The following is an 11,805-nucleotide window of genomic DNA, read 5'->3' on the forward strand; positions in this document are numbered from 1 at the left end:
GAAAGGTCTGGACCAAGCGTCAAGAGGTCCAGACCTCACCTCAAGGGGCCGAATCGATCCCCAACTCCTGGGCCAAAACCGCCGCTTGGACCCGGCTACGCAGCTCCAGCTTCCCCAGCAGCCTGCTGACGTGGGTCTTCACCGTGGCCTCCGCCATGTCCAGCCGTACGGCGATCTCCGCGTTCGACAGCCCCCCGCCCAGCGCCCCCAGCACCTCCCGCTCGCGCCGCGTCAGCGTCTCCACCGCCGCGGCCGCCTCCGGCCGCACCGGCGCGCGCACCGCCTTCGGAGCCGCGAACTCGGCGATCAGCCGCCGGGTCACCGCCGGGGCGATCAGCCCCTCGCCGCGCGCCACCGTCCGCACCGCCGCGATCAGCTCCGCGGCGTCCGCGTCCTTCAGCAGGAAGCCCGCCGCCCCCGCCCGCAGCGCCCCGAAGACGTACTCGTCGAGGTCGAAGGTGGTCAGCACCAGCACGTCCGCCAGCCCCCGCTCCACCACCCGGCGGGTGGCCGACACCCCGTCCAGCCTCGGCATCTGCACGTCCATGAGGACCAGGTCAGGCCGCAGCTCCTCCGCCAGCCGCACCGCCTCCTCGCCGTCGGCCGCCTCTCCCACCACCTCGATACCGCCCGCGCTGCGCAGGATCAGCACCAGGCCGGCCCGTACCGCCTGCTGGTCCTCGGCCACGACGACCCTGATGGTCACGACTGCACCGCCCTCTCTCCGGCGGGCAGCGCCGCCCGCACCTGCCACACCCTGCCCGAAGCGCCCGCCGCGAACGTCCCGCCCAGCAGCTCCGTACGCTCGCGCATGCCGATCAGCCCCGCCCCCGAACCCGGCGCGCGCGGGCCCGGCCGCTCCCCGTACGGGGAGTCCACCGCCACCGTCAGCAGCCCGGCGCCCCGCGCCACCCGGACCCGGACCGTGCCGGGGACCGCGTGCTTGAGGGCGTTGGTCAGCGACTCCTGCACGATCCGGTACGCCGCCAGCTCCACCGGGGCCGGCAGCGGCGGCCCCGCGGCCCGCTCGTCCGTCAGGACGAAGTCCAGCCCGCTCGCCGACCCGTTGGTACGTGCCTGCCCCAGCAGGGCGTCCAGACCGTCCAGGGAGGGCACCGCGACGGCTTCCTGCCCCGCCCCGGCGTCCCGCAGCAGCCCGATCAGCCGGCGCATCTCGGCCAGCCCCTGCACGCTGTTCTCCCGGATCACCCCGAGGGCATCGCGGCTGGTGGCGGGGGAGTCGATGGACAGCGCGGCGGTGGAGTGGATGGCGATCGCCGAGAGGTGGTTGGCCACCATGTCGTGCAGCTCCCGCGCCATCCGGGCGCGCTCGGCGGCCACCGCCTGCGTCCGGTCCATCTCCGCCAGCAGCGCCGTCTGCTCGGCGCGCAGCCGGGCGGCCTCGGCGGCCTCGCGGTGGTTGCGCAGGGTGGCGCCCGTCAGGGCCGGGGCGAAGCTCACGATCCCGGTGACCACGCCGATGAGCAGGGCCTGCGGGCTGCGCAGCCACACCAGGGAGCCGATGGTGACCGCCACGGTGATCAGACCGGTGCTGACCGGGAGCCGCCGGGCCGTGGCCGGTTTCCCGTAGACCACCGCCGCGTACATCAGGTCGGTGAAGATGATGACGCTGGCGATGCTGCCGACCGTGAACTGGTCCGCGACCAGGGCGACGGTGCCGACGGGCAGGGTGAGGGCGGGCGCGGAGCGGCGCAGCAGCTCCAGGGCGCCGAGCACCCCCAGGGGGACCAGCGCCGCCCAGTCGGGCAGGAAGTGCCGGCTGGGCGTGCTGTACACGCCCAGCGCCCAGAGCAGCAGGCCGGCGCACACGCTCACCGCCGCGAGCAGGACGTCGTCGCGGTGCGGGCGGGGGATCTTCGGGAGCACGGTCCCATCCAACACGGTCCGCCGCGGCGCGGCCTCGGCACCGGGGCGGAGACGGCGCTACATCGAAGGGTGCAGCGGACTCTCCTCACTGGCGACGACGCGGCGGGGCGCGGCGGCCGGAAACCTGGAAGGGAATCCGAGGAAGGAAGGGAGAGCCGTCATGCTGGTCGGGCTGATCATCGCCTGTGAGGTCGGCTTCTGGGTGCTGCTGGCGGGCGGACTGGCGCTGCGCTACCTGGCCGGAATGCCGAGGCTGGGAGCCGCGGTGCTGCTGATGGAGCCGCTGCTGGAACTCGTGCTGCTGGTGGTGTCCTTCATCGACCTGAAGAACGGCGGCGAGCCGAGCTGGAGGCACGGTCTCGCGGCCTTCTACATCGGCTACACCGTCGGCTACGGGCACTACACCGTCACGTGGCTCGACCGGCACGCCGCCCACCGCTTCGCCGGGGGCCCCAAGCCGCCCGGAACCAAGTACGGCAAGGAGCGGGCGGTCCACGAGTGGAAGCTGTGGACGCGGACCCTGGCCGCCGCCCTCGTCGCCATCGGGCTGCTCCAGGCCGGGATCTGGTACGTCGGCGACGACGCCGCCACCGGCGGGCTCCGGGCCTGGCAGTCCGGCGCCCTGCGGGTGCTCGGCATCCAGGGCGTGATCGCCGCGAGCTACTCGATCTGGCCCCGCAAGGCCCCGGCGGGCACGGACGCGGACCGGGACGCCGAACCGGCCGGAACCAAGCGCTAGCGCTCCCCGCCCGGCACCCAGAGCACGTCCCCGACCTCCTTGTTGGCCGTCCTGGCCAGGATGAAGAGGAGGTCGGAGAGGCGGTTCAGGTAGGTGGCCGTCAGCGGGTTCATCACCTCGCCGTGCACCTCCAGCGCCGCCCACGTGGAGCGCTCGGCCCGGCGGACCACCGTGCAGGCCTGGTGCAGCAGGGCCGCGCCCGGGGTGCCGCCGGGGAGGATGAAGCTCCGCAGCTTCTCCAGCCGCTCGTTGAAGACGTCGCAGTCCGCCTCCAGCCGGTCCACGTAGAACTGCTCCACGCGCAGCGGCGGGTACTCCGGGTCCTCCACGACCGGGGTGCACAGGTCCGCGCCGACGTCGAACAGGTCGTTCTGCACGCGGACCAGGACCTTCACGACCTCCTCCGGCAGCGCCCCCAGCGCGATCGCCGTCCCGATGGCGGCGTTGGCCTCGTTGGCGTCGGCGTACGCGGAGATCCGCAGGTCCGTCTTCCGCGTCCGGCTCATGTCCCCCAGGGCGGTCGTGCCCTGGTCGCCGGTACGGGTGTAGATGCGCGTCAGGTTCACCATGCCGCCAGCGTAGACGGGCCCGCCGGAGAAATTCCGGGCGGATCCGCCTCCTCCTCACGTACCGTCCGCGCGGGGCCCGACGGCCCCCGGAGCGGAAGAGCGACGAGTTGAACGACGTGTACGACATCTGGCGGCGGGCCGAGGCGGCCCAGGAGATCGAGACGCTGGCGGGCTTCCTCGCCTCGCGCCGCCCCGACGACCCGCAGACCGCCCGCGCACTGGCCCGGGCCGCCCGGACCGCCGAGGCGGGCCGGGCGGCGGTCGCCGCCGGGGACCTGGGCGAAGCCCTGGACCGGTGCCTCGACCTGCGCGACCTGGCCGACCGCTGGGCCGCACACCCGCACCACCCGGGCCGTCCGCGCCCCGCCGAGCGGGACGCCCAGGTCTGGGACTACGCCAAGGACATGCTGCGCGCGGAGCTGCCTCCGGGGCGGCTGCACCTCCACGACGCGCACGTGCTGCGGTCCCGGCTGGCATGGACCGTACGGCGGCTCTGCGCCTGGTCGGAGCTGGACGAGCCGTCCCGGCAGGACGTCCAGTACCTCGCCGGCCGTGCCGCGATGGCCCTGGAGTTCGGCCATCTCGCGGCGGCGTGCGGCGAACTGGGCCGCATCCAGGAGCTGGAGGCCCGGTACGGGCACGGCGCCGACGGGTGAACTGTGAGGCCGCGCACGCCCGGTGGGCCGTACCAGTGTGATGTCCGTCATCTGAGACGTGACGCGTGTTACTTCGCGGTCACTCGGCCCCTCACGGACGCTAGTCTCCGCCGGAGAGGCTACGAGGCCGGGTCGTACTGAGAACAGCAAGGGGTGTGCAGTGGCTGGGAAGCTCGCCGTCATCGGCGCGGGACTGATGGGTTCCGGGATCGCTCAGGTCTCCGCTCAGGCGGGTTGGGACGTCGTCCTGCGGGACGTCACCGACGCCGCGCTGACCCGGGGCACGGACGGCATCAAGGCCTCGTACGACAAGTTCGTCTCCAAGGGCCGGATGACCGCCGAGGACGCCGAGGCGGCCCTGGCCCGGATCACCACGACCACCGAACTCGACGCGGTCGCCGACGTGGACATCGTCGTCGAGGCCGTCTTCGAGAAGCTCGAGGTCAAGCACGAGATCTTCCGCACCCTCGACAAGATCGTGCGCGAGGACACCATCCTGGCCTCCAACACCTCCGCCATCCCGATCACCAAGATCGCGGCCGTGACGGAGCGCCCGGAGCGGGTCGTCGGCGCGCACTTCTTCTCGCCCGTCCCGATGATGCAGCTCTGCGAGCTGGTCCGCGGCTACAAGACGAGCGACGAAACCCTCGCCACCACCCGCGCGTTCGCCGAGTCGGTCGGCAAGACCTGCATCGTCGTCAACCGCGACGTCGCCGGCTTCGTGACCACCCGTCTGATCTCCGCGCTGGTCGTCGAGGCCGCGAAGCTCTACGAATCGGGCGTGGCCACCGCCGAGGACATCGACATCGCCTGCAAGCTGGGCTTCGGGCACGCCATGGGCCCGCTGGCCACCGCCGACCTCACCGGTGTCGACATCCTGCTCCACGCCACCAGCAACATCTACACCGAGTGCCAGGACGAGAAGTTCGCGCCGCCGGAGCTGATGCGCCGCATGGTCGACGCGGGCGACATCGGCCGCAAGAGCGGCCAGGGCTTCTACAAGCACTGAGCACGGACGTTCGAATCCCCGCACCCTACGGGGTGAATTAGGTATCGGTTCGCTCACGGTCGGCAACTTCACCGCCCGCACGGCAGTCAGTTGCAGTGAGAGTTGCCGATCACGGACCCGTCGGACCATACGTACGCAGTAAAGCCGGGGAGCACACATGCACATCAGGGGCGACCACGCCGAACTCGCTGTCGGGGGCCGCCTCGACGTGCGCAGCGCGGCTGACGCCCGTACGGTCCTCCACACCGCCCTCGACGACGGCCACGGCGACCTCGTGCTCGACCTGACCGGACTCGACTCCTGGGACGCGACCGGACTCGGCGTGATCATGGGAGCGCACCGGCGGGCCGGGCGGACCGGGCGGCGCCTGGTCCTGCGCGGGGTGCCCGACCGGATGCAGCGGCTGCTCGTCGCCACCCGGCTGCACCGCATCCTCGCGATCGAGGGCGGCCTGGAAGCGGAGACCCTGCCCCGGGTCTGATCCGGGGCAGGGGGCGGGGCGCGGGAAAAAGGGGCTGCGTCCCCGGGACGCCCTCCGCTTACATGGGGCCATGGTGTCCACCGACCGGCTCGCGGCCTTCGCCGCCATGTCGTTCCTGCTGATCCTGATCCCCGGCCCCAGCGTGCTCTTCGTCGTCGGACGGGCGCTGGCGCAGGGCCGCCGGGCCGCGCTGATCACGGTGGCCGGGAACACGCTCGGATCGTACGTGCTCGTCGTGGCCGTGGCGCTCGGCGTCGGAGCCGTCGTCGAGCGGTCCGTCCTCGTCTTCACCGTCCTGAAGCTGGCCGGCGCCGCCTACCTCGTCCACCTGGGCGTCAAGGCCTTCCGGGGCCGCGGATCGCTGTACGCCGCCGTCGCGGAGGAGGTCCCCGCGGCCGCCGGCGGCCTGCGGACCCTGGGGGAGGGCTTCGCGGTCGGCGTGGCCAACCCCAAGACCACCGTGTTCTTCGCCGCCGTGCTGCCCCAGTTCGTCGACCGGGAGCAGGGCCACGCCGTGCTCCAGATGCTCCTGCTCGGCCTGGTCTTCAACCTCATCGCGATCGCCTCCGACAGCGTCTGGGGAGTCGCCGCCGCCACCGCCCGCGACTGGTTCGCCGGATCACCGCGCAGGCTCTCCGCGGTCGGCGGGGCCGGCGGGCTCGCCATGATCGGCCTCGGGGTCACCGTGGCCGTGACCGGCCGAAAGGACTAGGGTCGGCCGGAAGATCGGCGGGAATCGTAACGGTCCGGTGGTGAAGGCACCCCTGCGGTGACGGCGGGGCCGGCCACGGTCTAGGGTTCGGGCGGAAACCGGACCGGTAACGACGACGACGTGAGCGGGCGCCGGCACAACGAAGACGGTGAAGACGGCGGCGGCGCGCGGCGCGATCGGGGGACTTGGTCATGGACCGTACACAGGGGCAGCCCGGCCAGGACGAACAGCCCGTGGGCCGGCCGGCCGGTGCACCGGCGGCGCGGCCCCCGGCAGCGGCGGCGCAGTCCCCGGCACCGGCGGCGCAGCCCCCGGCACCCGCCCGTGTGGTGACCCTGACCACCGGCGAGTTCACCCTCACCGTCAACCCCGTCGACGGCAGCGAGATCGAACCCCTGCGCCCCGACGCCCGCGAGGCAGCGGCCCGCCGCCCCGCCCGGCGCGACGCCGCCGCCCGCGCCGCCCGGGACGCCGCCGCGCGTCCGCCCGCGCTGCCCGGACCGCCCGTCCCCGCCCTGCCGCTCCTGGGCCGCGCCGACGAGCGGGAGCGGCTCGTACGCCTCCTCGGGCGCGGCCGCTCGGTACGGCTGACCGGACCCGCCGGATCCGGCCGCTCCACCCTCCTCGACGCGATCGCCGCCGACTGCGCGGACCTCGCGCCCGACGGGGTCGTCCGGCTCAGCGGCCACGGCCGGCAGCAGCCCGCCGAACTGCTCCACACCCTCTACACCACCGTGTACGACACCCGGGACGAGCGCCCCGACCGTACGCGGCTCCTCGCGGGCGTGGCCGGGATCGGCGCGATCGTGCTCCTCGACGACCTCGAACTGGGCGGCCCCGCCCTCGACGAGCTGCTCCGCGCCACCCCCGAATGCGCCTACCTGCTCGCCGCCACCCCCGACACCAAGGCCCCCTCCGACGACGCGCACCTGGAGGAGGTCCTCCTCGGCGGCCTCGGCCGGGCCGACTGCCTACGGCTGCTGGAGGCCGCGACCGGCAGGGCGCTCACCGACGAGGAGACGGCCTGGGCGGAGGACCTGCGGTTCGCCTCCGAGGGCCTGCCGCTGCGCTTCGTACAGGCCGCCGCGCTGCTGCGGCAGCGCGACGAGCTCAACGACACCGCCGCCGCCGACGAGGACGAGGAGCCCGGCGTCTTCGAGGAGCGCCCCCGCGATCCCTCCCACGTGCCGCTGCCCACCCTGGCGCAGGCCGCCGCCCCCGCCGGACTGCTGGCCTCCCGGGTGAGCGAGTCGGCCCGGGCCGCCCTGCGGACCGCCTGCGCGCTGGCCGGGGAACTCCCGCACCACGCCCACCTCCCCGCGCTGGTCGGGGACACGCACGCCGACGCCGCCGTCGCCGAACTCCTCGGCTGCGGGCTGATCACCCCCGTCGGGCCGCGCTACCGGCTCGCGGAGGGGGTCGCGCGGCAGCTGGAGGAGGCCGGCTACGGGGAGACCGCCGCCGAGGAGGCGCGTACCGCCGCCCGGCACTACGCCTGGTGGACCGGGCACGCCTCGGTGACCCCGGAGCGGGTCGCGGCGGAGGCCGACGCCGTACTGGCCGCGCTGGCCGGGGCCGACGTGGTGGCCGCCGTACTCCTGGCCCGCACGGCGGCGCCGGCCCTCGCGGCGGCTCCGTACTGGGAGGCGTGGCAGCGGGTGCTGCGCTCGGGAGCGGAAGCCGCGCGGAAGGCGGGCGAGGTCGCCGAGCAGGCGTACTTCCACCACGAGCTGGGCGTGCTCGCGCTGTGCGAGGGGCGTCTGGACCGGGCACGGGCGGAGCTGGAGGCCTCGATCGGGCTGCGCGGGGCGCTCGCGGACAGGCGCGGGACGGTCTCCGGCCGCCGGGCGCTGGCACTGGTCACCGACCGGGACCGGGCGGCGACCGGGGCGAAGGCCTCGCCCCCGCTGCGCCTGGAGCCGCCGGCCCTTCCGGCCGCCGGGCCGGCTCCCCAGCCGCCGTCGCAGCCCGCTCCCCAGCCGGCTCCGCGGCCGACGCCCCAGCCGGCCCCGTCCGAGGCCGTCACCCGGGTGACCCCGGTGACCGGGAAGCCCGCCGGATCGCCCGCCACCCTCTCCCAGGTCTACGCCCACGCGTTCACGCCGGCACCGGCACCCGGACCGGCGCCCCTTGCCCGCCGCCCGCGGCCCGCCGCGGCCGGACGGCGCAAGACGGTGCTGCTGGCCGCCGCCGGGGCGCTCACGGTGGTGGCGCTCGGCACGGTCGTCGGCCTGTCGCTGACGGCCGGGGGCGACGACCCGGAGCAGCCGGCGACGCCGGCCGTGTCCTCGACCCCGGACGCGCCCGCGGTGGCCCCGCCGCAGGTGCCGGGGAACAGCGGGAACGATTCGGCGCCGGAACCGGCCGCGCCGCCGCCCGCCGCCGACCCGAACCCGGGCGGAGGCCACCGGCCGACGCCCCCTCCGGCGGGCCACACGCCGGATGCGCAGCAGCCCCGGCCGACCCCGCCGGCCCCGAAGCCGACGCCGGAGACCCCGAAGCCCGACCCGGACCCGGAGCCCCCGGTGACGTCACCGCCGCCCCCGACGAGCCCGGCCCCGACCGGCTCGGCGCCGACCACCCCGACGACCTCGTCGGAAGCCCAGTCCCCGACGGCGGCGCAGTCCCCGACGACGATCTGACCCCGCGGGGCGCGGGAGAGGCCCGCACGGGCGCCCGTACGCCAACGGCCCTCCGAGCGGGGCTCGGAGGGCCGTGGGAACGACGGGCGGCGGACGGCGGCGCACCACAGGGGCGGGACCCCCGCCGGAAGGCTAGAACAGGCGGAGCTTGTCGTCCTCGATGCCGCGCAGGGCGTTGTAGTCGAGGACCACGCAGTCCATCCCACGGTCGTTCGCGAGCACCCGCGCCTGCGGCTTGATCTCCTGCGCCGCGAAGACGCCCCGCACCGGCGCCAGGTGCGGATCGCGGTTCAGCAGCTCCAGGTACCGGGTCAGCTGCTCGACGCCGTCGATCTCCCCGCGCCGCTTGATCTCCACCGCCACCGTCGCGCCGGAGGCGTCCCGGCACAGGATGTCGACCGGGCCGATCGCCGTCATGTACTCGCGCCGGATCAGGGTGTAGCCGTCGCCCAGCGTGTCGATCCGGTCGGCGAGCAGCTCCTGGAGGTGCGCCTCGACGCCGTCCTTGATGAGGCCGGGGTCGGTGCCCAGTTCGTGGGAGGAGTCGTGGAGGACTTCCTCCATGGTGATGATGAGCTTCTCGCCCGCCTTGTTGACGACGGTCCAGACGTTCGCGTCGTCACCGGTCCCCTCCTTGAGGGTGCACGGAGGCGACATCCAGTTGAGCGGTTTGTACGCCCGGTCGTCCGCGTGGATCGAGACACTGCCGTCGGCCTTCACGAGGATCAGACGGGGTGCCGAGGGCAGATGGGCGGTGAGCCGGCCCGCGTAGTCGACGGAGCAGCGGGCAATGACGAGACGCATGGTCGGCAACGCTACTCGACCGACGGGCCTCCACGCGATTCGCCCCTGAAAGCCCCGTTCGCCGATGGCGCGTTGTATGCGCATTCTCCTGGTGCGGTACCCGGTGGGCGCCTACCGTGGTGAGCGGGAGGTTGCCGAGCGTGCACGCTGCGTCGCGGCCTCCCTCCCTGCCCGTAGGACTCCGGCAGCCCAAACTGCCTGGGTCACGAGAGGAGAACCCATGTCGCTCGACGTCTCACCGGCCCTACTCGAACAGGCCGAGCGAGGCGAGGTCGACGAAGCCGCCTTCGTCGACTGCGTCCGGACCTCCCTGCCTTACGCATGGGAGATGATCAGCTCGTTGGTGGCCCAGCTGGAGGTTGAGGGCGGAGAGTTCGCCGACAACCAGACGCCGCCGCCGGACGAGCAGGCGCGCGGGCAGCTGCTGCGCGCGCTCGCGAGTGACGCGATACGCGGAGCGCTGCAGCGGCACTTCGGGGTGCGCCTGGCATTCCAGAACTGTCACCGTGTGGCGGTGTTCCCGCTGGATTCCTCGGTGGACGACCGGCTGGCCAAGTTCACCTCGATCCGCGGCCAGCTGCTCAACCAGTCCCCGGAACTTCGGGACTGCTAGCAGGACCGGTACCGCGCTGCCGCTCCGTGTCGCGGGAGGTGCGACTGACACAGGAGCGGCAGCCCAGGCCCCGTACGGGGTCACACCAGCAGGGGGAGGACCTCCGCGGCGATGCGCCGGACGTTGTCCTCCGTGGCGGCGAGGTCGCCCGACCCCTCCGTCAGCAGGGCGAAGCGGGTGATGCCCGTCCGCTCCGAGGTCCGCGCCAGTCGGTCCGCCGCCAGCACGGGGCTGCCCACCGGGTGCAGCGAGCACAGCAGTTCCGTGTACGCGTGGGGGTCGCGCATCGCACGCTGCCGGCCGTCCACCGTCACATGGGCGTCCAGGCCCTGGCGGAACCAGCCCGGCATCGCCTTCAACAGGGTCTCCCGGGCGTCGGCCGTCGTGTCGGCCAGCTGGCAGACCCCCGCCGACACGTGCGCGGCGGCCCGTACGGCCTCCGGCGCGTGCCCGTGCGCCAGCGCGGTCCGCCGCCACAGCGCGACCTGCTCGGCCTTCTCCTCGTCCCCGCAGTGCATGCCCAGCAGCATCGGCAGGCCCCGCTCCGCGGCCAGCCGTACCGACGCCGGCGAGGTGCAGGCGACGATCACTTCCGGCCCCGTCCCGTCGCCGTCCAGCGCGTCGGCCGGGCGCGGTACGACGGCCACCTCGCGGAAGGAGTGCCGCGCACCGGCGGCCCCCACCCGCGGCTCCGCCAGCCACCGCCGCAGCAGATCCAGGTCCTCCGGGAAACCGGTCTCGTACGCCTGCGGACCGGCCCCGAACACCTCCAGGTCCACCCACGGCCCGCCGCGCCCCACCCCCAGGCTGAACCGGCCGCCCGAGGTGACGTGCAGCAGGGCCGCCTGCTCCCCGAGGGCCACCGGATGGGTGTTCGGCAGCACGCTGACCGCCGTGCCCACCCGCAGCCGCCGGGTCCGCCCCAGCAGCAGGGCCGCCAGGGTCACCGCCGACGGGCACACCCCGTACGGCACGAAGTGGTGCTCGGCGAGCCAGACCGAGTCCAGCCCGGACTCCTCGGCCACCTCGGCGGTCCGCACCGCCCGGTGCAGTGCCTCCCCCTGCCCCTGACCCGGGAACTGGGCCGCCAGTACAAACGCTCCTACGCGCATCGCCCTTAGCCTCCTCGCGGCTGACGCGGCCTCCCCCAGGTGGACCGACTCGTTGATGGCATCAACGTCTGCTGGCAACAACGTCTGACACGTGCCAAAGGCACGGCCTGACAGGAAAGTTATTGAGATTGTCGGGCCAGCTCCCCGCGGAGGGCCGGTCTCCACCAGCCACCCTGCGGGTACCCCGGCTCGCTGCGCGTAGTCTGGGAGAAAGTCACTGTCGGCGGCCCCTTCGTGAGGTATACGTGTCACCGCGCCACAACCGCCCCCGGGGCGGCGAGAGTCCGGACGAACGCCCGGGCGCCGGCCTCGACCGGTTCGGGCTGGAGCGCACCGAGGAGTACCTCGGTGAGGAGTGGAAGGTCCGGCAGGTCTCGGGGGCGAGCGCGGCCGGCAAGCGCTACCGCTGTCCGGGCTGCGACCAGGAGATCCCCTCGGGCACCCCGCACGTGGTGGCCTGGCCCGAGTACGGCGGCGTCGACGACCGGCGGCACTGGCACAAGGCCTGCTGGAACGCGAAGGACCGCCGCACCTCCAAGGTGCAGCGGTCCCGCAACGCGCCCAGGTACTGAGCTCCGCCG

Annotated in this window: 13 protein-coding genes; 8 read left to right on the plus strand and 5 right to left on the minus strand. The window is 74.0% G+C overall.

Annotated features, from left to right (window positions below; all coding sequences use genetic code 11):
- Positions 1-40: 40 nt before the first annotated feature.
- Positions 41-706 (minus strand): response regulator, encoded by a 666-nt coding sequence (locus ACZ4WZ_RS10075; protein WP_467887615.1) that lies wholly within the window; start codon positions 704-706, stop codon positions 41-43.
- Positions 703-1,899, minus strand: coding sequence for a sensor histidine kinase (locus ACZ4WZ_RS10080; RefSeq protein WP_467887618.1), 1,197 nt, complete (start codon positions 1,897-1,899; stop codon positions 703-705). Before ACZ4WZ_RS10080 ends, ACZ4WZ_RS10075 begins: the two co-directional genes overlap by 4 nt.
- Before the next feature lie 148 nt (positions 1,900-2,047).
- Between ACZ4WZ_RS10080 and ACZ4WZ_RS10085 the strand changes: the two genes are divergently transcribed.
- A complete protein-coding gene (locus ACZ4WZ_RS10085) occupies positions 2,048-2,626 on the plus strand; it encodes a hypothetical protein (RefSeq protein WP_467887621.1) in 579 nt (192 codons plus the stop codon).
- Here the strand turns inward: ACZ4WZ_RS10085 and ACZ4WZ_RS10090 are convergent.
- Entirely contained in the window at positions 2,623-3,195 is a 573-nt protein-coding gene (locus tag ACZ4WZ_RS10090) for a cob(I)yrinic acid a,c-diamide adenosyltransferase (protein ID WP_467887624.1), read from the minus strand. The two genes, ACZ4WZ_RS10085 and ACZ4WZ_RS10090, sit on opposite strands and share 4 nt — an antisense overlap.
- A 107-nt stretch (positions 3,196-3,302) precedes the next feature.
- On the opposite strand from ACZ4WZ_RS10090, the gene ACZ4WZ_RS10095 reads away from it, so the two are divergent.
- The 5 genes from ACZ4WZ_RS10095 to ACZ4WZ_RS10115 all read left to right on the plus strand — a co-directional run bounded on the left by ACZ4WZ_RS10095 (position 3,303) and on the right by ACZ4WZ_RS10115 (position 8,695).
- Positions 3,303-3,851, plus strand: a complete 549-nt coding sequence (locus ACZ4WZ_RS10095) for a hypothetical protein (protein ID WP_467887627.1) — start codon at positions 3,303-3,305, stop codon at positions 3,849-3,851.
- A 160-nt stretch (positions 3,852-4,011) separates the two neighbouring features.
- Positions 4,012-4,860, plus strand: coding sequence for a 3-hydroxyacyl-CoA dehydrogenase family protein (locus ACZ4WZ_RS10100; protein ID WP_467887630.1), 849 nt, complete (start codon positions 4,012-4,014; stop codon positions 4,858-4,860).
- A gap of 157 nt (positions 4,861-5,017) precedes the next feature.
- A complete protein-coding gene (locus ACZ4WZ_RS10105; protein WP_267032613.1) occupies positions 5,018-5,341 on the plus strand; it encodes an STAS domain-containing protein in 324 nt (107 codons plus the stop codon).
- Between the two features lie 70 nt (positions 5,342-5,411).
- The gene (locus ACZ4WZ_RS10110; RefSeq protein ID WP_467887633.1) at positions 5,412-6,053 is read left to right on the plus strand and encodes a LysE family translocator; all 642 of its coding nucleotides are present in this window, start codon (positions 5,412-5,414) and stop codon (positions 6,051-6,053) included.
- Between the two features lie 191 nt (positions 6,054-6,244).
- Positions 6,245-8,695 (plus strand): ATP-binding protein, encoded by a 2,451-nt coding sequence (locus tag ACZ4WZ_RS10115; protein WP_467887637.1) that lies wholly within the window; start codon positions 6,245-6,247, stop codon positions 8,693-8,695.
- Between the two features lie 132 nt (positions 8,696-8,827).
- On the opposite strand, the gene nucS is transcribed toward ACZ4WZ_RS10115, so the two are convergent.
- Positions 8,828-9,499: an endonuclease NucS gene (nucS, locus tag ACZ4WZ_RS10120; RefSeq protein WP_042801803.1), complete on the minus strand. Its 672-nt coding sequence runs from the start codon at positions 9,497-9,499 to the stop codon at positions 8,828-8,830.
- Positions 9,500-9,719: 220 nt separating this feature from the next.
- On the opposite strand from nucS, the gene ACZ4WZ_RS10125 reads away from it, so the two are divergent.
- Positions 9,720-10,112: an SCO5389 family protein gene (locus ACZ4WZ_RS10125; RefSeq protein ID WP_007266607.1), complete on the plus strand. Its 393-nt coding sequence runs from the start codon at positions 9,720-9,722 to the stop codon at positions 10,110-10,112.
- 80 nt (positions 10,113-10,192) lie between these two features.
- Here ACZ4WZ_RS10125 and ACZ4WZ_RS10130 read toward each other — a convergent pair whose 3' ends face one another.
- Positions 10,193-11,224 carry an LLM class flavin-dependent oxidoreductase gene (locus tag ACZ4WZ_RS10130; RefSeq protein WP_467887639.1) on the minus strand — a complete coding sequence of 344 codons (1,032 nt, stop codon included), beginning with the start codon at positions 11,222-11,224 and terminating at the stop codon, positions 10,193-10,195.
- Positions 11,225-11,469: 245 nt separating this feature from the next.
- Between ACZ4WZ_RS10130 and ACZ4WZ_RS10135 the strand changes: the two genes are divergently transcribed.
- Positions 11,470-11,796, plus strand: coding sequence for an ATP/GTP-binding protein (locus tag ACZ4WZ_RS10135; RefSeq protein ID WP_467887642.1), 327 nt, complete (start codon positions 11,470-11,472; stop codon positions 11,794-11,796).
- Positions 11,797-11,805 lie beyond the last annotated feature (9 nt).

Source organism: Streptomyces sp. NPDC029122, assembly GCF_055569445.1.

Coding starts and splice junctions, on each gene's coding strand:
- ACZ4WZ_RS10085 (WP_467887621.1), top strand. CDS start 2,048: ATGCTGGTCGGGCTGATCATCGCCTGTGAGGTCGGCTTCTGGGTGCTG.
- ACZ4WZ_RS10090 (WP_467887624.1), bottom strand. CDS start 3,195: ATGGTGAACCTGACGCGCATCTACACCCGTACCGGCGACCAGGGCACG.
- ACZ4WZ_RS10105 (WP_267032613.1), top strand. CDS start 5,018: ATGCACATCAGGGGCGACCACGCCGAACTCGCTGTCGGGGGCCGCCTC.
- ACZ4WZ_RS10110 (WP_467887633.1), top strand. CDS start 5,412: ATGGTGTCCACCGACCGGCTCGCGGCCTTCGCCGCCATGTCGTTCCTG.
- ACZ4WZ_RS10115 (WP_467887637.1), top strand. CDS start 6,245: ATGGACCGTACACAGGGGCAGCCCGGCCAGGACGAACAGCCCGTGGGC.
- nucS (WP_042801803.1), bottom strand. CDS start 9,499: ATGCGTCTCGTCATTGCCCGCTGCTCCGTCGACTACGCGGGCCGGCTC.
- ACZ4WZ_RS10125 (WP_007266607.1), top strand. CDS start 9,720: ATGTCGCTCGACGTCTCACCGGCCCTACTCGAACAGGCCGAGCGAGGC.
- ACZ4WZ_RS10130 (WP_467887639.1), bottom strand. CDS start 11,224: ATGCGCGTAGGAGCGTTTGTACTGGCGGCCCAGTTCCCGGGTCAGGGG.